Consider the following 25,535-nt stretch of genomic DNA (forward strand, 5'->3'; position numbering starts at 1 on the left):
GCATATGGCCTGTGCGGCTGAAGGTTTTTTCCGGCTTGACGTTATTCACACTACCGTTAATTTTTAAGGTGTTCATGAGATCGCTACGCTAAGTATGGTTACTTTGTGTCTAGACGAAGTAACTGGCCTCTGCGGCCAAGAGCAGGTCAAAGTTAATACGAGCAAAATCTTTCATAGTGATTTTGAAAGAACAGTTCAATACCCGCCCCATTTTTAAGTGACCAAAAAAACTTGAAAAAGGTCACACTTGTTCTTTTTGCAGCAAAGCTGGTATGGTTTTCAAAATCACACGGGCATCATTCCATAAGCTGTGGTGCTCCGCGTAATAGTTGTCAAGCATCAGGCGTTCTTCTTCGCTCATTTCGGCTTTGCCACGTTTTTCTACCTGCCACAGGCCGGTAATACCCGCCGGGGCGGCAAATCGCAAGGCATATTTGTCAGTGGTCAGCTTTTCTGCTTCGTATAATGGCAGCGGGCGGTTACCTACAATGCTCATGTCGCCTTTAATAACGTTCCATAACTGCGGTAATTCGTCAATACTGGTGTTACGTATAAAATTGCCTATCTTGGTAATACGTGGGTCATTCTTGATCTTAAAGAAGGCCGAATCGCCACCTTCGCGTTTTGAGCTGATGTACTGTTTTTCGCACCAGGTAACCTTATCAGCATGCAGCGGGAACTGGCATTTACCATATTGGGTACACTCAGCACACAAGTAATTGGTATTGTCGCTTGCTGACTTTTCCTGCTTGCTTTGCGCGTCAATAGTATATTGGTTAAGATGCTTCAAGTCCTTTATACGTTGATCCGCATTTACATACATCGAGCGGAACTTGTAGAACTTAAACACATTGTAACCGGTACCCACACGCAGCGAATAATAAAACGCCGGCCCGCGCGACTCCAGTTTGATAGCCAGGTAAATAATCAGGAATAGGGGAGACAGTATCAGCAACACACCGCCGGCAAAAACAATATCGAATATGCGCTTGCCAATCGGAATTTTTTTTGGCGAAGGAACTTTTTTAACCAGATTGGTTTTAAGTTTGCTCCATTGTGTAAGCGTGAAATTAATGCGCGATTCAACATTCTCAGCAACCAGCGGCTGCCAGAAAACATCAACCACGCCCGACTCAAGGGCCAGTTTGCGCAGGTTAGCGCTCAGGTGGTTTACCACCAGAAAAAACGGCGGGGCATCCGTACGCGTCTTTTTAATAGTTTCGATAAGTTGTACGCCACCCGGAGCCAGAATCTCGCTTTTCGAAATTACTGCGGCAATGCTGGTTCCTTTTTCAAGGGCATCGGTAAGTTCCTCGTTATCGTTATAGCAAATTACATCTTTTACAGGCAGGCTCATGCCTTTAAAAAAGTCAACTAAATTATTGTCGCAATTTACAAGTGCAATTATGCTTCCGTTCGTATCTGACATGACAATTACCTTCCTCTAACTGTTTACAATGGCCTCTCAACGCGCCTTAATACTACCCTTATACGTGCAGCAAGCTCTGCAGGGTTAAAAGGTTTTACAACAAAATCGTCAGCGCCGCTATCAAGGCACCTGATCCTTTTCTCGGAGCTTTCCTCGCCCGAGAGAATGATGATCGGTATCGATTTAAAAAAGTCGCTCGCTTTTACCTGTTCAATCAGTTGCAAACCGGTAATTTCGGGCGTGTTGTAGTCTGATAAAATAAGGTTGGGGATATTGCCGTTCTGTAAAAAAGCAAGGGCTGCCATACCGTTGTCGGTTATTTCAACTTCGTAGGTGGCACTCAAAAACTCGTTCAGAATAATCTGCATGTACGGATCGTCCTCAACAACAAGTATTTTAATTTTATTAGTATCAGTAAATGCCATAGGCTTAGCTTGTTTTTTGATTGTTTATAAAAATATCCAACGTTTGTTTATCTGCCAATTAAACTTACATTTATTTTCGGTGTAACATTATTACGAAAAATGCAGTATATAGGTTGGCGACTTATTAAATAAATATTTTTCAATACTGTTTTAAGTAATTATTAATAGCCGTTTTGATGTAATTACTTTAATAGTAACTTAGCTTAACACATTTTGTTGGTTGATGAACGTATCGCACTTTTTTTTTAACGCAGAGCAGCTTGGCCGTTTGTTTCCTTATTACATATTGATAAGCAATCAGGAGCTAAAAATTGATGCGTGCGGCGCGGCGCTCAGCAACTTTATCACCCTGCCCGAATTCAGTAACTTGGCGCAATATTTTACTATTGCTGATAAGCCGGGCGATATAATTAACAATCATTACCTTTCATCCCAAATCGGCCGTTCATTAACCTTAACGCCCGCCGGAAAACCAGGCTTATATATACACGGGCAGCTGGAATATTTAAAGGCTACCGACCAGTTTTTGTTTGCCGGGAACAGTATTACCGGCTTACCTAATGAAAAATCGGGTAATAATGCCGACCCGGTGCTTAAAAACAAGCTCGACTTTTATTTTGATGTGCTGAATGAAATACCCGGCGAGGTTGTGGTGTTTGATACTTCGCACCGTTATATATTTATTAACCAGGCGGCTATACGTGATACCGCTTTGCGTGAGCGGATGATAGGCCTGCGTGATGAGGATTTTTGCTGGCTTACCAACCGGCCCGAAAGCCTTGCACGGGAACGGCGAGCGCACTTTAACGACGTGATGCAATCGCATAAGTTAAAAACCTGGGAAGAAACCATTATCAACAGGTATGGCGAGGAGCTTTACAAGCTTCGCCACATGTACCCGGTACTGGATCACCATGGCGAGGTAAAGTTTGTAGTTGGCTACAGCTTTGATATTACCGACCGTAAAAAAGCTGAAGAGCAGCTGCTTGTGAGTGAAAAGAAATACCGCGAGCAGTACAACTTAAGCCCGGCGCTTATCTATACGCATGATCTTGACGGCAACATACTCTCGGTAAACCCGGCAATTGCCGATACGCTTGGCTTTGAGCAGGACGAGGTAAACGGTAAAAACATTGCGCAGTACTTGCCTGACACCGATAGCGCTAAGCTCGAGAAGCTGTACCTGAATAAGCTGAAGGCCAAAGGCCATGCCCGCGGCGTTTTCAGAGCGATGCATAATGACGGTAAAAATATTGTTTATCTGTTTTATCAGAGTTATGTGGCAGGGGCCGACAGTAATCAGCCCTACATCATTGGTTTTTCGCATGACATTACCGACCGGATCAATATTGAAAAAGAACTCCGTAAGGCGAAAAATGCGACCCAGAGCGCGGCGCAGGCAAAAAGTATTTTCCTGGCCAATTTGAGCCATGAAATACGTACGCCAATGAATGGAGTGCTCGGCCTGAACAAACTCCTCGCAAAAACGCCTTTGAATGAGCAGCAGCAAGGCTATGTTAAGCTTATTGCCGAATCGGCAGATAGTTTATTGGCTATAGTAAATGATCTGCTCGACCTGGAAAAAATAACTTCAAACAACCTGGAGTTTGAGAGCCGCCCATATAACATCACCAACAAGCTTAACCGCACGCTGCAGTTATTTCAACTAAAAGCCCGGCAAAAAAATCTGGAGCTGGTGTTAAAAAACCGCCTGCCCGAAGAGTTTATCGTAATTGGTGACGAATCGCGCTTTATCCAGATATTATCAAACCTGCTGAGCAATGCCATTAAGTTCACAAAAACGGGAGCTGTAACCGTTTCTTCATCAATGCTTTATAATGCTAACGATAAGGTGTTGCTTGAGTTTACGGTAGCAGACACGGGCATTGGCATTAGCGACGACCGCTTGCCCTACATTTTCGATCCGTTTATGCTCACTACATCAAATATGGTAAGGCAGCAGGGTGGTACGGGTATGGGGCTTGCCATTGTGAAAAGCCTGGTTGAAATGCAGGGCGGCCACATCAAGGTAAACAGTAAAGTTAACTCGGGTACCGAGTTTACCTTCAGCCTTACCCTAAAAAAGGGGTTGGTATACACGCAGCGTTATAACGGGAATGATAACCAGTACGATCCGGAAAAGCTTAAAGGCAAACGTGTTTTGGTGGCCGAGGATGTTGAGTTGAACCTGTTCCTGGTAAAAACGCTGCTAGAGAGCTGGGGATGTGAGGTTGATTCGGCCGAAGATGGTCAGAAAGCCCTTCAAAAGGCCTCGGTTAATTATTATGATGTTATATTGATGGATATCCAGATGCCGGAGATGGATGGTTTAACCGCCACACGCCAGATCAGGCAGTTGGAGAACCCGCTCTATCGCGATGTACCGATTATAGCTCTTACCGCCAACGCGTTAAAGGGCGACGGAAAGTATTACGCTAACGCTGGTATGAATGATTGTGTTACAAAACCATATTCGGAAGAACATTTATACGAAAAAATAGTTGAAACTATAGCTAAAGACAGAGCGCGGGGGACGGATGCCGTTTTTGCAAAAAATAATCACGTTGTTATTAACGACACTTTTGTTAAGGAGATGCCATCACAGCGTGAGGAAGAAAAAAACGCAGATATACCCCCAAATACCCCTATACAAAATACCCCGCTACCCATGGATACCACAGTTAAGTTATACGATCTTTCTATCATCGATAGTATAAGCAAGGGCAACCAGGCTTTTAATAACAAGATGATCAAGATGTTTTGCGATGTAACCGCGCAGGATTTGAGCAAGATAAAAGAAGCCGCCGCGGTTGGCGACTGGCAAACCGTTGGTTCATTGGCGCACAAGCTAAAATCAACCGTGGGTAATATGGGAGTGGAGATTTTAAAGGATCCTGTGCGCGACCTTGAAAAACACTCCGCACCAGATCCGCATGCTAAGGTAGCTGAACTCGAAGAAAAACTAATTTTGGTAAGCAACCAGCTTAAAGCCGATTACCCCGAGGCCTTTCAATAAGTTAAAGACTATTTAATATTTAAAAGCCGTTTAAGGCGTTTCCAGGTGCCCTTCCAAAGGCCGCCATCAATTTGTATGCGCCTGTCAGTAGTCCAAACAATAGCGTTTGAGCTTGATACCCGGTGCATTTTGCCAAAGCCTTTACGCGTTAGCTTAAGTGCCAGGTAGCCATCCTCGTTAGTGCCCGGCGGGTGGTTAAAGCCATCAACCTGAAGCCCCTGCTCCTTACGGAAACCGGAATTGAAGCCGTACACGTTAACAGCCTCACTTTTAAATTTGGTGTTATAAAAACGGCTCAGCTCGGCAAACCATTCGTAAAAGTAATAGGTAACACGGCCCGTGCTGCCAATCGGGATAAAGGAGAATATACCGTAGGTGATAGCGACATCATTATTGTTTACAAGCGGCTTAACCATCTCCTCAATCCAATCCTTTGGGTAAATGGTATCGGCATCGGCATTTAAAATATATTTGCCACGTGCCTGGCCCAGGCCACAATTACGGGCGGGTGTAATGCCTTGCGTGGTTTCGAGCACATAGTTAACACCACAGCTTTTAATAAGCTGCTCGGTAGCATCTTTGGAGTTATTGTTTACCACCAGTATTTCAACCGGCCATTGCGTAGTGTTGTTGCATAATGATGCCAGTGTTTGCACAATGTTCTCTTCCTCATTATAAGCAGGCATTACAACTGATATTAATGGCTCAACATCTTTTGAAAGCTGTTTGTACGCTGAGCGGATACGCTCAAAATTTTCAGCCGAGTGATCTTTTACCAGATATTGCTTGATGTAGGATGGTATAAAAACTGATTTCATTTACGGGCAACAGTTACATTATGTATAAGCGCTTATACGCTTCTTTTTAAAATAAGATACATAGGCGCTTATATCACCTTAAAACCTGCGTTAATATTCGGTAAATACTTCGTCAGGGTAGCACCATAGCCAGCGCTCGCCGGGCTCGGCCGATGCTATTACCGGGTGCTGCGAGCGGTGGTAATGCTTGGTCATGTGCTTATAAGGTGAGGCATCGCAGCAAAGCGTAATGCCACAGGTTTGGCAGGTACGCAGGTGCACCCAAGTACCGCCATTTTTTATACATTCATCGCATACATAATCATCGCCAATGGTAACTTTTGTTACGGCGCTGATATGGTTGCATATAGTTGGTTGATCCATAATATTATACTTCGGCCAGGTATTTATGTACAAAGCTAATGGCCATTGAGCCTTCGCCCACGGCTGACGCAACACGGTTCATGGCACCGGCACGTACGTCGCCCGCGGCAAATATGCCGGGCGTGCTTGTTTCAAGCAGGTATGGGTCGCGGTTCATTTTCCATATTTTACCAAAACCATCATAACGGTTAAGTTCGCGCCCGGTTTCAACAAAGCCCTTATTATCTTTAATAATATTAGTACCCAGCCATTCTGTATAAGGTTTCGCGCCAATAAAAATATAAAGGGCATCCGCTTCAACCGTTTCCACATCGCCTGTAATTAAGTGCTTTATGTTAAGCTCACGCAGTTTATCATCGCCTTTAGCTTCAGTTATTTCGCTGCAGCCTTTAACGCATATGTTTTCAACACCGTTGATCTGCTCGATAAGGTAGGCCGACATGGTGGAAGTCAAATCTTCCCTGCGGATGATTATACAAACCTGCTTGGCAAATTTAGAGAGATACATAGCTGCCTGCCCGGCAGAGTTGCCGCCGCCAACAATAAACACCTGCTTATCACGGCACGAGAGGGCTTCGGTATTAGCCGCGCCATAATAAATACCGGCGCCGGTAAAGTTATTAACGCCTTTGGTTTCCAGCTTGCGGTAATCAACGCCGGTGGTTATAATAATGGCTTTGGCGTTGATTTCGGTATCGTCATTTAATACAATGGCTTTGTAACCGTCCTTAATCCGTATTTCTTTTACCATTTGCGGCGATAAAAATTCCGTACCAAAACGTGTAGCTTGCGTAATAGCGCGGCGGGTTAGGTCTGAGCCGCTCAGGCCGCTCGGAAAGCCAAGATAGTTCTCTATGCGTGAACTTGTACCCGCCTGGCCACCGGGTGCATGCCTTTCAATAAGCAAGGTGCGCAAACCTTCAGAAGCGCCATATACGGATGCTGCCAAACCAGCAGGGCCGGCACCAACTATAGCTACATCATAAACGGTATTGCTAACGCGTGGGTTAAGACCAATTTTTGAGGCTACATCAATTATAGTCGGGCGTTTTACCACCTCGCCGTCTTCAAATATAAGCACCGGGAAATCCTTTGGTTGCAGGTTGTTAACGTTACACAGGCGTGTACCTTCCTCGTCGGCCATATCCACCCATTGATAGGGCACCAGGTTGCCCGCCAAAAATTCCTTCACTTCGTGCGATTGAGGCGAAAATTGGTAGCCTAAAACCTTTATGCCCTTAAAGTCCGGGCGGTAGCTGCCCTGCCAGTCGTCAAGCAGGTCGTCAATTATAGGGTAAAGCTTTTCTTCAGGCGGATCCCATGGCTTGGTGAGATAATAATCGAGCTTAACATCGTTAATGGCCTTTATGGCAGCGTCAGTATCGGAGTAGGCGGTAAGTAATACCCGTTTAGCATCAGGGAAGAACACCATCGCCTTGGTTAAAAAGTCAACGCCCTGCATTTCGGGCATGCGCTGGTCTGATATAAAAGCGGCAACAACTTCGCCCTTGTTTTTTAATTCGCGCAGGCTGCTCAGCGCTTCATTGGCTGATGAGGTACTGAGTATGCGATAATCCTGGCGGTATTTTGAGCGAAGGTCTCGGTTAATTGCCCGCAAAACCTGCGGGTCATCGTCAATTAAAAATATTATCGGCTGATCCATTTATTATTTTAGTGGTGGTAGATTGTTGATTGTGATTGTTTAATTATTGATCTAACGGCAGGCAAACCTCAAATTCCGTTTCGCCGGGCTTTGATTTTACTTTGATGGTGCCGTTGTGCTGCTGAATGATGCGGTTAACTACATCGAGCCCCATACCAGTACCCTTACCCATAGCTTTAGTGGTAAAAAACGGATCGAATATACGGCTGCGGATATCCTCAGGTATACCCGGGCCGTCATCGGTGATCTTGATCTGCACAAAAGCGCCGTCGCGCTGCGTGCTTATCTTCAGAGTGCCGCCATTGTTTCCTTCCATTGCGTCAAGGGCGTTGTCTATCAGGTTAGTCCATACCTGATTAAGGTCGCCGGGCCGGGCATTAACTTTCGGCAGGTCGTCAGCAAAGCTTTTAACCATGTTGATATTGTTTTTCTTGATCTTGTAGATCATCATTTTTAAAGTGCTGATGATACCCTCTTTTATATCAACCGGCTGCTTGTCGGCGGCCATGTCCATGTGTGTAAAGTTCTTAACGGATGTTACCAGCTCACTTATCCTGCGGGATGCCTCTTCAATGTCCGACACGAGTTTGTCTGTCATCAAAGTATTGTTGATCCACACAAGTACCGGCGAAACGCAATCAACTGCAACCTGGTCACGCAGTTTTTCCAGGTCGTTAACGGCGAAGCCCACATCCACTAAGGTTTCTGCCATCTCATAGCTGTTCACCTCATGGTCTTCAAGCCAGTCCATCATTTCGTCTTCCTTGGCTGATTTTTCGAGCATGCTCAGCACCGGCTTATCCGGCCGGTTGATGATATCCTGAATGAAAACATTTATCGGGTCAACCTCGCTCATCTTCAGCTTAATGGCGGCTATCTGCTTAAAAATATGCGGATATTGTTTTAACTGTTCTTTTAGTGCAGATGTATTGCGTACAATAGCCGCTGCCGGGTTATTCAACTCGTGTGCAAGGCCTGCCGAAAGCTTGCCCAGTGCCATCATTTTTTCGTTTTGCTGTTGCAATGCAGTAAAATCGCGCACGCGGTTGGTCATGATATGTACAAGCGCTTCGGTAAGTTCATAGTGCAATTTTATAGCTTCCTGCACTTTCTCGGCCGGGCATACCAGTGTAGTCATCCTACGCACACATTCACCGTAACCTATCAGCTTTTTACCGCGCGAAAAGGGGAGGTACCCGGTTATAGAACCTTCGCCAAGTGTGGCAAGTTCGCGTATGCTGCCGCCTTGTACCATACATATCCTGAAACTTCCTTCCAGTATGATCATGGTGATGTTTAACGGCGAGCCAGCCTCGAATATACGCTCGCCGGGCTCATATTCCTGAATCTGGCCCTGGTCTATAAGCCATTGCAACTGATCCTCAGGAACAGTTTGCAGGCTTTCAATTTTTTTAAGCTGATCAGCAGTTATAGTGTGCATGGGTAGTGTTTTACGTTAGTAAAAATAGCTCAGATTTTTTAAAATCCTACTATTTTACACAGCACAAAACTGTTGTAACCGCCTTTTGTGTTAACGCTATCAATATAACCTGAAAAGAAACAAGAATTTACTTATTCAACGGCAGGCTAAAGTAAAAAGTGGCGCCCTCGTATTCTTTGCTTTCCACCCATATTTTACCATGATGCAGGTGCACTATTTCGGACGCTATGTAGAGGCCAATACCAAACCCTGCAACGGTTTTCATAATTTCATTGTCGGCACGGTAAAAGCGGTCAAAAAGTTTATCGAGATCCTGGGTTTTTACACCGATGCCTTTATCGGCTACCGATATGATTACCTCGTGTTCGCTCACCACGCTATTTACGTAAATCTCCGTTTCGAGCGGGGAATACTTTGCGGCGTTGCTTAGCAAGTTATCAAGTACCTGCGCAATTTTGTTACGGTCGGCGTTTATGATGACCGAGTCGTTGCGGTCAATTTCGATAAAGTGATTGCTGTTGATAAAGCGTGATTCGGTTACAACTTCGCTGATGAGGTCGCTGACGTCAAATACTTCCGGCGATAAGCTGATCTTCCCTGATTCGAGTTTCGACAAATCAAGGAAACCGCGTATCATCTTAGTCATTTTAACAATTTGTAGGTCGGCTTTTGTAAGCGCCCCGGTAATAAAGTCCTCATTAAGTTTTTTTGCCTTGCTGATAGATATCTGGATGTACGATTTAATTGAAGTAAGCGGTGTTTTCAACTCATGGCTAACCATCGCAATAAAATCATTCTTACGTATTTCTTCCTGCTTACGCCCGGTAATATCTATCATGATGCCCGAATAATTGGATGGCTTGCCGGTAGTATCGTAATATAATTTTCCGGTGGAGTGTACCCAGCGCTGCCTGCCCGTTTTGGGGTCGGTTATCGGGTATTCCATGTCGCAGCCGCCGCCTTGCTCAAATGCTTTATTTATTGCTTCAACAACTAAAGGGCGTTGCATTTCGCCTATGCGGCTAAGGGCATCGTTAAACAAAAGTTCTTCATCGGCCTTCAATCCAAAAAACTCCTTTGTTCGTGCCGACGGGTAAACCTGCATATTGGTAGCATCAATACTCCAGGTACCCAGGCCTGCCGAATCAATGGCCAGTCGCAACCGCTCTTCGGCCTCCGCCAGCTGAAAGCGTGACTCTACCTGTTCGGTAACATCAGTAGCGGTGTGCAGCACGCCCCAAACATAACCGTCGCTGTTAATAAGGGGCTTAAAGGTAAAGTTATAGTAAAACGCTTTTGGCCGGTAGTTTATAACACGTTCAATACGCTGCTCCTTCAATTCAACCAATTGCCGGTTTTGGTAAGCATGGTAAAGTACCGAGGTTAGCAACCGCTTATCAAGCTCGGGTAAAGCGGTATCAAACGGCATCCCGGTAATGCTTTCATCCCGTTGCCAAACATTAAGCATGGCCTTATTGGCCAGTTTAATAAGCATATTTGCGCCGGTGTAGAGCGCAGTAGGGGCAGGCGTTTCGTCGATAACGGCACGCAGCATTTCTGATTCTATGTCTATAACCGAAAAATTCATCGAGAGAGTTGGCAAGCCGGGCTATGTACTCAATGTAAGTTATACGTATTTTTACACCAATAGTTAACAAAATTCACAGATATTTTAACCATGGCTGCAAATCCGTTATTACTTGATTTAGTGCGAAATTCGCTGTTTCAATCCGTTACCGTAATGGAAAAGAAAATGTTTGGCGGCGTGTGTTTCATGGTTGACGATAAGATGTGCGTTTGCGTGGGCGACGTTTATATGATGTGCCGGCTCGATCCGGATAATTATGAGCATGAACTGCAATTACCCGGTGTTACACAAATTGTACATGGCGGGCGTTTAATGAAGGGGTATGTTTATGTAGACGAAGCCGTATTGAACACCCAGGCCGATGTTGACTCATGGGTGAGCAAGGCACTGGCCTATAACCCGGCAGCCAAGGCATCAAAGAAATAGAGGGCTTAAAAACGTATGCCCAGCGCCAATCCCAAGCGGGCGGTTACCCACTTGCCGTCAAGGTCAACCGTAGCGCCGTTTTGATCTACCTGGTATTTGGTGTCGATAAATCCGTTCTTAAACTCATCCAACTCATTACGCAGCGCTTGTTGCTCGTTTTCATCAAGCGGGGCGCGTCCATCTATACGGCCGGACGATGTTCCGTAGGTGCCGCCGATGATCCACCAATCCAGATAAAGCAAACGACTTAGCTTAAACTGCGTGCCTATCATCACACCACCCGAAAATGCGTTAAGGCTGCCTGATAGCGGGAATATCTTCTCGGTGCCATTGTAGTCGTACCTAAAAGGCAGTTCGGCAGTATAGCGCGCATATCTAACGTAGGGCGCAATATAAAAACCGCGGCCGGCTTGTCCGCCAGTGTAATACCTGAATTCAGGCGCTATTACAAAATTACCGGTACGCAACCCGTCAATTTGCTTTGACACCTCATCGTCATCAATAATGTTCTTGAATGCCTGTTTAAAAGGAAGATCAGACGTTGGCGCATAACGCACATTAAGTGCTACCGATATTTGCTGACCTACAGGCCGCTCGTATTGCAGCGATATATTTTTTAATGCCAGCGCCGGCACGTTTATCTTTAAGTAATTGTCGCCATCGTAGTCAACAGTTTGGGCCTGAGCTACCGTGGCAATCGAAGCAAAACATAAGGGAAGATATACAGCCCTTACAAAATGTTTAATAAAAGGCATCATAACTATTTACAGGTTATGCGTTGGTATACGATGCCCGCTAAGCATTTGTTTACTTAATTGCTAAGTATTTAAACTACCGCTTCTGGTTTTAAAGTAGCTTTTTGACTTTTTGCCGGTGCGGATAGTTTGGCTGATCTTTTCTTGCTTTTTTTACTGCGTTTACCCCACCATATTAAAAACCCGGTTACGGGTAATGATGCACATATAAAACTGGCTAAAAAGGCGAGTATCTGTGTGCCGAGGCCGTAAATTTTACCGGTATGAATATCCTTGTTAGAGTTGCGCCATTTTAAGCCTAAAGGCTTTTGGCTATGTATCAACTTATCAAACTGCTTACCGTTGTGCATGTCGAAATAAAAATAACTCATGTTGCGCCAGCCGTCGGTCGGGTTTTTATGGTATACAAAGGCCATCAGGGTAGGCTCATCTTTCTCCGGCAGGTTTAGGCCGATAGTAAGGTAGCTGTTGTTGATTTCCTTTTGGATGTGCGCCAGAATGTCATCCAATGTGCCACCCGATTGCACAGCAGGCATTGCCGCTTTTGGCGCCTTGCGCACCAGTTCAACCTTGCCCGGAGAACCTAAAATGCGGTAAATGCCATCTTCCCACCATTTGAACGACCATACCAGGCCTGTGATAGCAATAATCATGGCAATAGGCAGCACGTAAAAGCCGAAGCTGTTATGCAAATCGTAATTAACGCGCTTCCACCTGGCGTTCCATTTCACAGAGAGGTTCTTTTTAAGCTGTTTCAAATTTTTAGGCAGCCAAAGCATAAACCCGGTAATCATCATCAGCAAAAACAACAAAATGCACGAGCCTACAACCACGCTGCCTACCGGTTTTACCAGCAATAGCTGGCGGTGCAACTGCTCGGTAACATTAAAAAACTCATATCTAACGTCAATTACGCCAAGCACTTTGCCGGTGTAGGGGTTGATGTATACATCATCTTTATACTTAAACTGGCTAAAATAACTCCACCACTTTATTTTATCCTTCTTATTGATCTTAGCTGCCGAAAATATATAACTGCGGTCGGCCTCATTAATGCGGATATCGGTAACCGGCTTTTTATTGCCGAGTTTTTTCTGCGCTATCGCCAATAACTCAGAAACCGGCCTTGCAGGGCCGGTTTGTTTCACTTCGATCAGGTCGCGGTGGAAAGTGTCAAAAAGCTCATCTTCAAACACCAGGATACACCCGGTTACTGATACCAGTACTACTATGATACCGGTAACCAGGCCTACCCATAAATGCAGCCATGCGGCTACGGCTTTAACGCGCTTCCAGATCATCTCGTCTACTTATTAAAAGTCATAAGTTAAAGTCAGCAGGTAGTTTGCCGGTGCACCCGGGAAAAGCCTGATATAATCATAACCGCCTACCCAATATTTTTTGCCGGTAATGTTGTTAGCGTTAAACTGCAACTGTACTTTGTTTACACGATAGTAAGCCGCCGCGTTAACCAGCAGGTATTCGGGTATAGTTTTGGTTAAATCTATTGATAGGTTACGCTCACCCACGTAGTTTGAGCCAAAGCCTAAACCAAAGCCATTCAGCGGACCGCGTACAAAGTTATACCTCGTCCAAATGTTGGCGGAATTTTTTGGAGCATTTGGTTTCTGTAAGCCAACCTCGGCTGTTACAAGGCTTTCCACAATTTTGGCGTCGTTATAAGCATATGATGCCAAAATGCTCCAATTAGGTAATATACGGCCGGTAATATCAAACTCTACACCGCGTGCACGCTCTTTACCTACCGGCCTTAATTCTTCACCATTACCCGTAGGATATAGTGTGTTGTTTTGTTCAATCTGATAAACAGCAGTAGTTATGCTCAAACGGTCATCAAACCAGCTGCTTTTAGCGCCAAACTCAATCATGTTACTGGTTAAAGGCTTAAACGGTCCGCCTGCATTCGGATTGGCCAGGTTAGCTGCCGATTGCGGATTGTAACCCATTACATAAGTACCGTAAACGTTTACATTTTTTGTAGCGGTATATACTAAACCAAAGCGCGGCAGCCAGGCGCTGGAGTGAGTCTTAACTTCCGTGTTAGTCAGGTAGTTATTAAAGTCAGTATAATATTCGTAACGAATACCGGCCAATAGTTGCAAACGACCAAGCTTAATCTGATCCTGAATGTAACCTGCGTTTAAGTAATAATAGGTTGGAGCAAGCGTAGTAGGTGCAAAAATAGCTTTTGTATCATCTTGCAAGCGTTGTGAAGCAATGGGGTTGTTAAGATCAAAAGATGGAATGTTAGGTATTGGATTACCGTTTTTGTCGCGAATGAACTTTTTGCTCAAACTATCAGCTGCTCTATAATTGCTAAAGCCAACGGCTGTTGTATCACGATATCCGGATGCCGTTAATTGTGAGGCCCCAGCAGGCATCTTTTCACTTCCATAATCATAACCAGCTACGATTTTATGCTCAAAAGGTCCGGTTTTAACATTGTAATTAAAGTAACCGCTTAGGTTATCAATATAGCGTTTACGCTTGCGCTGAAAAACCTGCATGGCAACAAGGTTTGGTATATCTTTGCCAAACTTATCTTTGGCATAAGCATTGGCGCTTCTATGCTCATACAAATCTTCCTGGTAGCCGGTTTTTGAGTAAGCGGCGTTAAAGCTAAGCTTATCATTAAACTTATGGTTCAGTGATAAAGTTACTATATAAGTCTGCTCATTCAAAAAGTCGTTAGCGGTACTCAACGCTAATGATTGCGGGGTAGAGTAAAGGTCGTTACCAATAACCGACTGACCCCTGTCCAGCCTTGAGCGTGAGCTATTGTACACCATATCAAAGTTTATGCTGGTTTTCTCAGATGCTATAAAAGTAAGGGACGGCGCAACCACCACGTTCTTGTCAAATTGCAGGTCGCGGAACGAGCCTGCATCTTCATAACCCAGGTTGAGGCGGTAAAGCAGCGAGCTATCCTTGTTGGCCGGGCCGGTAAAGTCGGCCAAACCACGCAGGGTGTTAAAGCTGCCTAACGACATGCTTAACTGGCGGCGGGTTTCATTCAGCGGTTTTTTGGTTACACGGTTAACCACACCACCCGGGCTGGCATTGCCATACAGGGCTGATGACGGGCCTTTCAGTACCTCAACACGCTCCAGGTAATTAGTAAGCGGTTGTTTCCAAAAGCCGGTGCTGGTACGCAGGCCGTTTACCAATTGGGTGTTGCTCTGGCCGTTCACGCGGAAACCACGGATAGTCAGGTCATCATAAAAAGTGAACTGGTTTACACCGCTAAAGTTTTTAACGATGTCGCCGGTACGCACAACACCCTGATCGGCCATTAACTCTTTACTGGCGTAGGATACCGATTGCGGTAGATCCTTAATATCTGTTTCGGTTTTGTTACCGATAAAGGTCGATTTGGTTTTATATGTTTTCTCTTTACGACCGGTGATCTCCACTTGTTGTAACGATGAGTTATCGGTTGATAAGGAGATGTTCTGCTTAATATCATTACCCGCTGTTACATTGATTTTATGAGAGGCGGACATGTAGCCAATAAAGCTAACATGCAGGTTATAAGTTCCGGGTTCGAGTTTGATGGTGAAACGGCCCTTAGTGTCTGTAGCAGCACTTAGCGATGTACCTTCAATGGCTACGGTAGTGCCGGGCAGTGGGTCGCCTTTTTCGTCGAGAACTACACCGCTTACAGTTTGTGTGGTTTGCGCATACGCGGGAGCAATAAAATTAAGAACGCAACTGAGCAGCAAAAAAGAGATTAATAAACGTTTCGTCATGTTAAATAGTGCGAATTGTGATGGTGATAAATAATGTCGCAAATGTATATTGTTATTTAGATTAAATCCAAATAAAATATTAGAAACATGTTAAAACATTCAAATAAGTTGTAAAGTATTAGGCTGATGCTTGTTCCATCCAGTTTTTACCATCAGTAAAACGGGCTACCAGCATGGCAGCAACCGTATCGCCGGTTGAGTTAAGCAGAGTAGCTAAAGGATCGACAAGCGTGCCAATGATAATGGCAGGGGGGAGCGCCTCCGGCGGAAAGCCGTAAGCGGATATAAAAAGCAATTCGCCAACATAACCGCCGTTGGGTATGCCACCCTCAACAATACTAACCAAAACCGTGATGGCCAGGGCGCTAATGATGGTTTCCGGGCTATCAAACCCTTTGCCAAATAAAGCGAACACCACCGCCATTTTAACAATGGACGATATGCTGGAGCCATCCTTGTGCAGTGTAGCGCCCAGCGGTATAGTGATGTTAGCAATATATTCAGCGACGCCAATTTTCTTGGCCGCTTCCAGGTTAGCAGGTATGGTGGCAATACTGCTGCAGGTACTTACCGCCGTTGCCGAGGGGATGATATTGTATTTCCAGTAGCATTTAAAGCCTTTGATACCACCGGCTATAAAGGCGTAGGCGCTAAAACCAAACACAAAGTAAAAGGCGCCGACGCTGTAATACAAGCCGAGCGATTTAGCATAAGCCCCAAAAAGCTGCGGCCCGAAATAGCCTACCTGGTACGCAAAGTAAGCACCAAGCCCAACAGGAGCCATCTTCATCAGGATAATAAAAAGTTGCTTGAAAACTTCGTTCCCCGAGTTTAAAAAGCGGGCGAAGCGCACGCCGTCCTCACCGGAGCGCAGCACGGCAAAACCGATCAGTACGGAGAACAAGATCATGGCCAGCATACTGGAGCGGGTAAATAGCTGGTAAAAATCGGATGTGGTAAAAAGCTGTACCATTTGCTCGCCAAAGGGCTTTTTGCTGACCTGCTCGGTAAGCGGCGGCGCGGTTAACTGCTCATGCACCGGGAAGAGGCGCACCGCGATTATGGTTAAGGTGGCTGATACCAGTATCGTCCCCAAAAACACAAGCGAAGTTACACTCAGTAGTTTACCGATACGGTTAGTGCCGTTTAAATTAGCAATGGCCGACGATATGGCGAAGAATACCAGCGGTACCACGGCAATGAACAACAGGTTCAAAAAAATGTCCCCAATTGGTTTCAGTACAACTACCTGTTTGCCCATTACCAAACCCGCAATGGCACCGGCCGTTACGCCGCTGATAAGCCATAATATTCCGCTGTAGTTTTTTAGCCAGTTATTCATTTCCGTTTTAAAGGGATGCTGAAAGCTAAGATATGTAAAAAAGGGGCTAATAACCGGTTGACAAGCCATGGCTTTGTAAAGTATTTTTGCTGATTGCCGGGCTTATGCCCGTATATTTATTTTGAATATGATACACACCAAACTACGCTTCACTGCCTTAGCAATGCTTGCCGCTGCCGGTTGCTTTGCTCAAACAGCTCCCAAACTTTATAGCCGTGCCGATACGCTGCGTGGTACCATAACCCCCGAACGTGTTTGGTGGAATGTGTTAAAATACGATATCACCGTAAAGCCTGATTACAATACCAAAACTACCGCCGGATCTAACGTGATTACTTACAATGTGCTTACGGCAAAGCATTCGCCCGTAATGCAGGTTGATTTGCAAGAGCCCTTGAATATTGACAGCATTCTGCTGGATAACAAAAAAAAACTAAAATACACCCGAGAGGGCAATGCCTGGCATGTAACCGTTGGCGAACAAGCAGCCAAGACAGAGCACAAACTGGCCGTTTATTTTTCGGGCACGCCTAAAGAAGGGGTAAGGCCGCCCTGGATAGGCGGGTGGACGTTCGCCAAAGACTCACTTAACCGCCCCTGGATGACCGTTACCTGCCAGGGCCTCGGTGCTTCGGTGTGGTACCCGTGTAAAGATCATCAGTCGGACGAGCCGGATAATGGTGCTTCTTTAACCATGATTGTGCCGGATACGCTGGTAGCTGTAGCCAATGGCCGTTTGCAATCGCACAAAAAAAACAATGATGGTACCGCCACCTACAAATGGGCGGTAACTAATCCTATCAACAATTACGATATTATACCTTACATCGGCAAGTATGTAAACTTTAGCGAGGTGTACAACGGCGAAAAAGGCAAGCTCGACCTGAATTACTGGGTGCTTGATTATAACCTGCCAAAGGCTAAAACTTACATGCCTTTTGAGGTAAAGCACATGCTTAAAGCGTTTGAGCATTGGTTTGGCCCTTACCCTTTTTATGAGGATGGCTACAAGCTGATTGACGCGCCGCATACCGGTATGGAGCACCAAAGCGCCGTGGCTTATGGCAACTGGTACAAACCGGGCTACCGCCTGCGCGATGCATCGGGTACCGGGCTGGGCCTGAAATGGGATTTTATCATTGTGCACGAAAGCGGGCACGAGTGGTTCGGTAACAACATCACGAGTAATGACCTGGCTGATATGTGGATCCACGAGAGCTTTACCAATTATTCTGAAACGCTGTATGTTGATTACCGCTTTGGTGTTGATGCCGGTAACGATTATAACTACGGCATCCGCAAGGGCATCCAGAATAAGGAGCCTATTATTCCGCCTTACAACGTAAACGCGCAGGGCAGCGGCGATATGTACCCCAAAGGCGGTAACATGCTGCAGACCATCAGGCATAGTATTAATGATGATGTGTTATTCCGCAATGTTATGCGTGGCTTAAACAAGCAGTTTTACCACCAAACCGTAACTGCCGCGCAGATACAGAACTACATATCGGCCCAGGCTAAATTTGATTACAAAAGGGTGTTTGAACAATACCTGACTACCACGCAGATACCCAACCTGGAATTACAATACAGCACCGATAGAAAAACGATTAAATACCGTTACACCAACTGCATACCCGGCTTCAACCTGCCACTGGTGTTAAAAGATAAAACCAAAGAGATAAAACTTAACCCAACAACCGAATGGAAGACAATCAAGGTAGGGGCGAATAAAGAGCTATTTAATTCGGAGGCTATAATTAAGATGTATTATATTACGGTATCTTAATATACCTTCAACTTGTAAAAAATGGCCGCTTTGTTATTGCAAGGCGGCCATTTTTTTATATCGATATTACAAATACTTCTCTGGCACCGAATGTAATGCCACACGGTTGCCCTCAGTATCTAAAAATACGGCCATATAGCCATACTCCGGTGATATTTCTGTTTTGGGTACGATGATGGTACCACCGGCGGCCTCTATACGATCGGCCACAATTTGGACATCTGGGTTAGCATTGAGGTAGATCATGGTGCCGCTGTTGGCCGATGGCTGATGAAAGTCGGACACCTGGCACAGCGCACCGCCGACACCGTTCATCGGGTCTTCAAGCGGGAACATGCACATAGTGGTTCCTTCAAACTCAATCCTGTCCATCTTAATATCAAATATTCTTTCGTAAAAGGTTTGCGCGCGGTCAATATCTGCGGCCGGTATCTCAAACCAGCTAATGGCGTTTTTAAAGATCATAAAGTAGTGTTTTGGTTTGATTTAAAGTTAATGCTCAAATAGTTATAATCAAAGCCTATTACAACAAAAAGCCCCGCTATTTGCAGGGCCAGTTTAATAGGGGGAGTTGATCAAATATGCGTTATGTATCTGCTATAACAGATCGCTAAATTATATTACCACGCTCACCATTCGGGTTGTTAATTGGCCGATGGTGTGCAGATTTTAACCTGTTTGCCTGTAATATGTATATATTGTCTTTTAGGGTAAAATTTAATAAGTATAAGCTAATTTGTTATATAGCCCGCCTTCAATTAAAACCTACTTTTGTAAAAACAATATTAATTACGAGATGATAACATTTAGCTGGAAGGGTGTTTTCCCGGCGGTAACAACCAAATTTACTGCAGATGATAAATTAGATTTTGATGCTTTTGACATAAATATAAAAGCACAGCTTGAGGCCGGTGCTGAAGGTATTATATTAGGTGGTTCGTTGGGTGAGGCAAGCGTGTTAACGGAAGACGAAAAATTCAGCCTGCTTACACATACTTTAGAACTTGTTGAGGGTTCGGTGCCTGTAGTATTAAACATTGCAGAGCAATCAACCCGTGCCGCTGTACGTGTTGCGCAAAAAGCTTATGAGCTTGGTGCTGATGGCCTGATGGTGCTGCCGCCAATGCGTTACAATGCCGACGAGGATGAAACCATCGCTTATATTTCAGCTATTGCCGAAAGCACGCCGCTGCCAATTATGATTTACAACAACCCGGTTGATTATAAAATTGAGATCACACTGGATATGTTTGAGCGCCTGTCTGTATATCCTACCATACAGGCGGTTAAAGAATCGACTCGTAATATCATGAACGTTACCCGTATGATCAATCGCTTTGGCGACCGCTTTAAGATAATGACCGGTGTTGACCCGATCGCTACCGAAAGCATCATTATGGGTGCGCATGGCTGGGTTGCAGGTTTGGTTGATGCCTTCCCGAAAGAAACTGTTGCCATCTTCCGTTTGATAAAAGCTGGCCGTATTGACGAGGCCATTGCTATACACCGTTGGTTTTTACCGGTACTGGAACTGGATATCCATGCCAAACTGGTGCAATATATTAAACTGGCCGAAGTAGCTACGGGTATTGGTACCGAGCAAACACGTGCGCCACGTTTACCATTAAAAGGCGCTGAGCGTGAAAGGGTATTGGCGGTGATTGAAAACGCGCTGGCTAACCGCCCTGAATTACCTGAAGGAAGCTGGGGTAAATTAGCCGAGGTAAGTTTATAAATTTGGCGAATGATCAAAGTACAAAATATTGTAGGCTGTAAACACATATCATTAGCTGGCGACAGCTTTAAAGCCGTCGATCCATCAACAGGTAAACACCTCGAGGGCGACTTCGAGGTGGCCAATGAGCAATTGGTTGAGCAGGCTTTGCAGGCTGCCCAACAAGCTTACAGCATTTATAAAAATATATCAAACACCAAAAAGGCTGCGTTTTTACGCACCATAGCCGGGGAGATAACCGCTTTAGGTGATACCCTGGTTAGCCGGGCGGTATCCGAAAGCGGTTTGCCAACAGCCCGCCTATTGGGCGAAATGGGCCGCACAGCAGGTCAGCTACGTATGTTTGCTGACCTGGTAGAAGAGGGCTCGTGGGTTGAAGCGGTTATTGATACCGCTTTGCCAGAACGTACGCCATTGCCAAAGCCCGACATCCGCAGGATGTACAAGGCTATTGGCCCGGTGGTGGTTTTTGGCGCGAGTAATTTCCCGCTGGCATTCTCTGTTGCCGGTGGCGATACTGCTTCGGCCTTAGCTTCAGGATGCCCGGTTGTTGTAAAGGCGCACCCTGCACACCCCGGTACCAGCGCGCTGGTGGGTGAGGCCATCAGCAAAGCGGCTGTAAAGGCCGGTATGCCCGAAGGGGTGTTCTCGCTATTGCATGATTCTGGTTATGCGGTAGGTACCGCCTTGGTAAAACATCCGCTTACCAAAGCAGTAGCGTTTACCGGCTCGTACAAAGGTGGTATGGCGCTGGTTGACATGGCCCGCGATCGTAAAGAACCAATCCCGGTATTTGCCGAAATGGGTAGCATCAACCCAGTGGTTCTTCTCCCTAAAACATTAAACAAACAGCCCGAAACATTGGCTGCTAAATATGCCGCGTCCATCACCTTGGGTGCGGGTCAGTTTTGCACCAATCCGGGGTTGATATTGGCAGTTAAGTCGGATGCCTTAAACGTATTTATCGATAGCCTGAAAAAAGCTATTGAAGTGGTGCCATCAGCAACTATGCTTACGCCCGGCATCTGGCAAAACTATCAAAACTTGTCGCGGGGTGTGGTAGGTGAGGCCGGTCTTGATATCATTGCCCAATCAGGTAATGTTAACCAGGAGCTTTGTAACCAGTCGGTAGCTACAGTGGCCACCGTTAAGGCAAGCGACTTTATCAACAATCATAAACTTAGAGAAGAAATATTCGGCCCTTGGTCATTATTGGTTATAGCTGATGATGTGCACGAGCTTGAAGCGGTTGTTGGCACATTGGAAGGCCAGTTAACAACCACCGTAATGGCAGAGCGCGAAGAGCTTCCCGCTTATGCTGGTTTGCTCGATAAGCTTGCTGATATTTCTGGCCGTGTAATTTTAAACGGTGTACCAACAGGTGTAGAAGTTTGTGCGGCCATGCAGCATGGCGGGCCTTTCCCGGCAGCAAGCGACAGTAGGTTTACCTCTGTCGGTACAGGTGCAATCTATCGTTTTGTGCGACCCGTGGCCTGGCAGGATTGGGATGACAGCCTGTTACCTGCCGAACTGCAGGATAGCAATCCGCTTGGAATTTGGAGGCAGGTGAATAACGAATGGACGAAAGCATAACATGAGCAGCAAAACTTTTTTTTGTATTGACGCACATACCTGCGGCAACCCTGTGCGGTTGGTTGCAGGCGGCGGCCCTCAGCTCAAGGGCGATAACATGAGCGAAAAACGGCAGCATTTTTTAAAGGAATATGACTGGATACGTACCGGCCTGATGTTTGAGCCCCGCGGGCATGATATGATGTCGGGCAGTATCTTGTATCCACCTCATGATCCGGAGAATGATGTGGCCGTATTGTTTATTGAAACAAGCGGTTGCCTGCCTATGTGCGGGCACGGCACTATTGGTACGATCACCATCGCGATAGAGGAAGGGCTGATCCAGCCTAAAACACCGGGTGTGGTACGTATGGAAGCACCTGCCGGTTTGGTGATTATTTCTTACAAGCAGGTTGGTCAAAAGGTTACCTCGGTAAAGCTGGTCAACGTACCATCGTACCTGGCAGCCGAAAACCTGGAGGTAGAATGCCCTGATCTGGGTAAACTTACCTTTGATGTGGCTTACGGCGGCAATTACTATGCTATTATTGATCCGCAGGAGAATTTTTCAGGATTGGAAAATTATACAGCCGGGCAGCTCATCAGTTGGAGCCGTACCATCCGTACCCGCATTAACGAGAAGTACACCTTTGTACACCCGCAAAATCCGACCATAAATACCTGTACGCATGTGTTGTGGGCCGGCGCTACCTTGTCTGATGACGCTACAGCCCGCAACGCCGTTTTTTATGGCGATAAAGCGATTGACCGTTCGCCTTGCGGTACCGGTACATCGGCGCGTATGGCGCAGTGGCATGCCAAGGGCAAGCTCAAAAAAGGTGATCATTTTATCCATGAGAGTATCATCGGCAGCAAGTTTATCGGCACCGTTGAGGATGAGCTGAAGATAGGTGATATTAATGCCATTGTACCCGGTATAGAGGGTTGGGCTAAGGTGTATGGTTACAACACCATCAAAATTGATGATGAGGACCCATACGCGCACGGTTTCCAGGTTATTTAATTACAAACATAACATAAGGCTGCTGCAATGCGGTCTTTTATCAATATGTCAAAAATAGTTATTATCGGAGGTGGTATTATGGGTTTGTGCTCTGCCTATTATTTGCAGCAGGCAGGTCATGAGGTTACCATCCTTGAAAAAGGCGACCTGAGCGATAACTGCTCATTCGGCAACGCGGGCATGATTGTACCGAGCCACTTTATACCGCTGGCGGCACCCGGCATGGTGCAACAGGGCATCCGCTGGATGTTTAACAGCAAGAGCCCATTTTATGTAAAACCCTCATTAAGCGGCGAATTGGTTTCGTGGGGAATAAAGTTTCTGAAACATGCCAACACAGCGCACGTCGAGCGTTCGGCAAAGCCATTGCTGGAAATATCTTTACTTAGCAAAAAGCTTTACGGCGACCTTAGCAAACAACCTGATTTTGATTTTGGCCTGGTTGAAAAGGGCATCCTGATGTTCTACAAAACAGAAAAGGCAGGAGAGGAAGAAGCACACCTGGCAGAAAAAGCCCGTGAGTTAGGCTTGGATATGGCTGTTTTAAATGCAGATGAATGCAAGGCTTTGCAACCTAAGCTGGAGCTTGATGTGTTAGGCGCGGTGCACTATCGTTGCGATGCGCATTTATACCCCAACCAATTAATTGCCAAATTATTAAAGCACCTGCAGGCAAGCGGTGTAAAAGTAGAGCGCAATGCCGAAGTTACCCGTATCGAAACGTCCGCAGGCAAAATATCAAAGGTATTTACCGGCAATAAGGCCTGGGATGCTGATCAGTATATCATAGCGGGTGGCTCATGGTCGCCGGCCATTGTGAAAATGATTGATATTAATGTGCCGATTATGCCGGGCAAAGGCTACTCCTTTATGGTGCCCGAGCCGCAGCAGCGTATGCAGATACCCGCCCTGCTTTGCGAAGCCCGTGTGGCCATTACGCCCATGAACGGCAGCATCCGCTATGGCGGTACTATGGAGCTGGGTAAGCTCAATAATAAAATTAACATGAACAGGGTAAAAGGTATAGTTGAATCGGTACCCCAATATTTCCCTGACTTGCACCCCGAGGTACCGGCTGAAAAAGATATTTGGTACGGTTTCCGCCCGTCATCACCGGATGGTTTGCCTTACATTGGCCGCAGTAAAAAATACAGTAACCTGGTGGTGGCCACCGGCCACGGCATGATGGGTTTGAGCCTTGGACCCGCTACCGGTTTGCTGGTTAAGCAGGTGGTTGACGGCAGCAAAACGGATATTAATATCGACGCGTTTTCGCCTAACAGGTTTTAGCAGGTTTTATAAATGCCCTTACTCGTTTTAGCAATATTTTAACCCACTTAAGGGTTATTTTTGTTATTTTGGGATAGAATAGTATTTTAGATCTCTATATCTCCCGATTAATACGATGAAGGTACTGCAGTTTACAATCCCAGTAGCGCACGATAAAAGCGTAATAACCGATCAGGTTGAATTGCCTTACCATTATCCGCATCTGCATCGCCATACCGAGGCACAGCTTACCTGGATACAGCGCGGAGAGGGAACCTTAATTGCCGGGAATAACATGCACGCCTTTACCGAGGGCGATATATTTTACATTGGCCCTAATTTGCCGCACCTGTTTAAAAGCAACCCCGAGTATTTTAAATCTGAAGAGCATCGTCCGGTAAAGGCGCTCACCGTGTTCTTTAACCCCGGCGGCGCGTTATCCGCCGTGTTTGCTCTGTCGGAGATGCGTGCCATCAGCCAATACCTGGAGCAGCATGCGCTTGGTTTTAAATTACCCGCACGCAACACCACCGCTATCGCGGCCCAAATGCTTGCCGTGCGCGAGGCAACGGGAAGCAAAAAATTGCTTACCTTTTTAGAACTGATGCAGGGGCTGATTTCTATTGGCAATAAACCGGAAGCACTATCAACGCATGGCAAACTGCCATCAATGGCTGATAACGAGGGTATCCGTATAGGTAATATCTACAACTTTATCATGCAAAATTACAATGGCGTCATCACACTTGATGATGTTGCCCGCGCCGCCTGCATGACCTCCGAATCCTTTTGCCGTTACTTTAAAAAACACACAGGGCATACTTTCGTATCTTTTTTGAATGAGGTACGCGTTAATGAAGCCTGTAAACGATTGACATCGCATAAGTTCGAAAATGTATCAGAGATCGCCTTTAAGTGCGGTTTTAAAAGTATTACCAATTTTAACCGGGTGTTTAAATCGGTAACCGGTAATTCGCCGCGCGAGTATCTGGATAATTATCTGAACAATATCAACACTCTTTCGCAAACCGCTTAGGTTAAAAACGGACTACTATTTGGCAAATTACAGCCGAATACACTCAAACCGCAACCGTATTTTTATAGCCTGAT

At 45.8% G+C, this 25,535-nt stretch carries 20 protein-coding genes; 8 read left to right on the forward strand and 12 right to left on the reverse strand.

Features of this window, described 5'->3' with window-relative positions; all coding sequences use genetic code 11:
* Window positions 1-241 precede the first annotated feature (241 nt).
* The gene (locus ABD960_RS06950; protein WP_345330215.1) at window positions 242-1,429 is read right to left on the reverse strand and encodes a sugar transferase; all 1,188 of its coding nucleotides are present in this window, start codon (window positions 1,427-1,429) and stop codon (window positions 242-244) included.
* Between the two features lie 23 nt (window positions 1,430-1,452).
* The gene (locus tag ABD960_RS06955) at window positions 1,453-1,854 is read right to left on the reverse strand and encodes a response regulator transcription factor (protein ID WP_345330216.1); all 402 of its coding nucleotides are present in this window, start codon (window positions 1,852-1,854) and stop codon (window positions 1,453-1,455) included.
* A gap of 223 nt (window positions 1,855-2,077) precedes the next feature.
* Between ABD960_RS06955 and ABD960_RS06960 the strand changes: the two genes are divergently transcribed.
* Window positions 2,078-4,870, forward strand: coding sequence for a PAS domain-containing hybrid sensor histidine kinase/response regulator (locus ABD960_RS06960; protein ID WP_345330217.1), 2,793 nt, complete (start codon window positions 2,078-2,080; stop codon window positions 4,868-4,870).
* An 8-nt stretch (window positions 4,871-4,878) separates the two neighbouring features.
* Here ABD960_RS06960 and ABD960_RS06965 read toward each other — a convergent pair whose 3' ends face one another.
* The 5 genes from ABD960_RS06965 to ABD960_RS06985 form a co-directional block, all read right to left on the reverse strand.
* Window positions 4,879-5,688 carry a glycosyltransferase family 2 protein gene (locus tag ABD960_RS06965; protein ID WP_345330218.1) on the reverse strand — a complete coding sequence of 270 codons (810 nt, stop codon included), beginning with the start codon at window positions 5,686-5,688 and terminating at the stop codon, window positions 4,879-4,881.
* Between the two features lie 90 nt (window positions 5,689-5,778).
* Complete coding sequence (locus ABD960_RS06970; protein ID WP_345330219.1) at window positions 5,779-6,051, reverse strand: UBP-type zinc finger domain-containing protein; 273 nt, start codon at window positions 6,049-6,051, stop codon at window positions 5,779-5,781.
* Window positions 6,052-6,055: 4 nt separating this feature from the next.
* A complete protein-coding gene (locus tag ABD960_RS06975) occupies window positions 6,056-7,714 on the reverse strand; it encodes an FAD-dependent oxidoreductase (protein ID WP_345330220.1) in 1,659 nt (552 codons plus the stop codon).
* Window positions 7,715-7,757: 43 nt separating this feature from the next.
* On the reverse strand, window positions 7,758-9,155 hold the full coding sequence (locus ABD960_RS06980) for an ATP-binding protein (RefSeq protein WP_345330221.1): 1,398 nt from the start codon (window positions 9,153-9,155) through the stop codon (window positions 7,758-7,760).
* A gap of 127 nt (window positions 9,156-9,282) precedes the next feature.
* A complete protein-coding gene (locus ABD960_RS06985) occupies window positions 9,283-10,743 on the reverse strand; it encodes a PAS domain-containing sensor histidine kinase (RefSeq protein ID WP_345330222.1) in 1,461 nt (486 codons plus the stop codon).
* Between the two features lie 90 nt (window positions 10,744-10,833).
* On the opposite strand from ABD960_RS06985, the gene ABD960_RS06990 reads away from it, so the two are divergent.
* On the forward strand, window positions 10,834-11,169 hold the full coding sequence (locus ABD960_RS06990) for a TfoX/Sxy family protein (RefSeq protein WP_345330223.1): 336 nt from the start codon (window positions 10,834-10,836) through the stop codon (window positions 11,167-11,169).
* A 5-nt stretch (window positions 11,170-11,174) separates the two neighbouring features.
* Here the strand turns inward: ABD960_RS06990 and ABD960_RS06995 are convergent, their stop codons facing one another.
* The 4 genes from ABD960_RS06995 to ABD960_RS07010 all read right to left on the reverse strand — a co-directional run bounded on the left by ABD960_RS06995 (window position 11,175) and on the right by ABD960_RS07010 (window position 17,036).
* Window positions 11,175-11,927: a DUF3575 domain-containing protein gene (locus tag ABD960_RS06995; protein WP_345330224.1), complete on the reverse strand. Its 753-nt coding sequence runs from the start codon at window positions 11,925-11,927 to the stop codon at window positions 11,175-11,177.
* A 68-nt stretch (window positions 11,928-11,995) separates the two neighbouring features.
* Window positions 11,996-13,225 (reverse strand): PepSY-associated TM helix domain-containing protein, encoded by a 1,230-nt coding sequence (locus tag ABD960_RS07000; RefSeq protein ID WP_345330225.1) that lies wholly within the window; start codon window positions 13,223-13,225, stop codon window positions 11,996-11,998.
* 12 nt (window positions 13,226-13,237) lie between these two features.
* Complete coding sequence (locus ABD960_RS07005) at window positions 13,238-15,694, reverse strand: TonB-dependent siderophore receptor (RefSeq protein ID WP_345330226.1); 2,457 nt, start codon at window positions 15,692-15,694, stop codon at window positions 13,238-13,240.
* Window positions 15,695-15,812: 118 nt separating this feature from the next.
* Entirely contained in the window at window positions 15,813-17,036 is a 1,224-nt protein-coding gene (locus ABD960_RS07010) for a dicarboxylate/amino acid:cation symporter (protein ID WP_345330227.1), read from the reverse strand.
* 127 nt (window positions 17,037-17,163) lie between these two features.
* Between ABD960_RS07010 and ABD960_RS07015 the strand changes: the two genes are divergently transcribed.
* Entirely contained in the window at window positions 17,164-18,825 is a 1,662-nt protein-coding gene (locus ABD960_RS07015) for a M1 family metallopeptidase (protein WP_345330228.1), read from the forward strand.
* Window positions 18,826-18,891: 66 nt separating this feature from the next.
* On the opposite strand, the gene ABD960_RS07020 is transcribed toward ABD960_RS07015, so the two are convergent.
* On the reverse strand, window positions 18,892-19,290 hold the full coding sequence (locus tag ABD960_RS07020; protein ID WP_345330229.1) for a VOC family protein: 399 nt from the start codon (window positions 19,288-19,290) through the stop codon (window positions 18,892-18,894).
* A 331-nt stretch (window positions 19,291-19,621) separates the two neighbouring features.
* On the opposite strand from ABD960_RS07020, the gene ABD960_RS07025 reads away from it, so the two are divergent.
* The 5 genes from ABD960_RS07025 (at window position 19,622) to ABD960_RS07045 (ending at window position 25,461) form a co-directional block, all read left to right on the forward strand.
* The gene (locus tag ABD960_RS07025) at window positions 19,622-20,560 is read left to right on the forward strand and encodes a dihydrodipicolinate synthase family protein (RefSeq protein ID WP_345330230.1); all 939 of its coding nucleotides are present in this window, start codon (window positions 19,622-19,624) and stop codon (window positions 20,558-20,560) included.
* Between the two features lie 9 nt (window positions 20,561-20,569).
* Window positions 20,570-22,153, forward strand: coding sequence for an aldehyde dehydrogenase (NADP(+)) (locus ABD960_RS07030; protein ID WP_345330231.1), 1,584 nt, complete (start codon window positions 20,570-20,572; stop codon window positions 22,151-22,153).
* A gap of 1 nt (window position 22,154) precedes the next feature.
* Window positions 22,155-23,156: a 4-hydroxyproline epimerase gene (locus ABD960_RS07035; RefSeq protein ID WP_345330232.1), complete on the forward strand. Its 1,002-nt coding sequence runs from the start codon at window positions 22,155-22,157 to the stop codon at window positions 23,154-23,156.
* 45 nt (window positions 23,157-23,201) lie between these two features.
* Window positions 23,202-24,446 (forward strand): NAD(P)/FAD-dependent oxidoreductase, encoded by a 1,245-nt coding sequence (locus ABD960_RS07040; RefSeq protein WP_345330233.1) that lies wholly within the window; start codon window positions 23,202-23,204, stop codon window positions 24,444-24,446.
* Window positions 24,447-24,561: 115 nt separating this feature from the next.
* Window positions 24,562-25,461: an AraC family transcriptional regulator gene (locus tag ABD960_RS07045; protein ID WP_345330235.1), complete on the forward strand. Its 900-nt coding sequence runs from the start codon at window positions 24,562-24,564 to the stop codon at window positions 25,459-25,461.
* Window positions 25,462-25,535 lie beyond the last annotated feature (74 nt).

The sequence above is a fragment of the Mucilaginibacter defluvii genome (assembly GCF_039543225.1).
Taxonomy (GTDB): domain Bacteria; phylum Bacteroidota; class Bacteroidia; order Sphingobacteriales; family Sphingobacteriaceae; genus Mucilaginibacter; species Mucilaginibacter defluvii.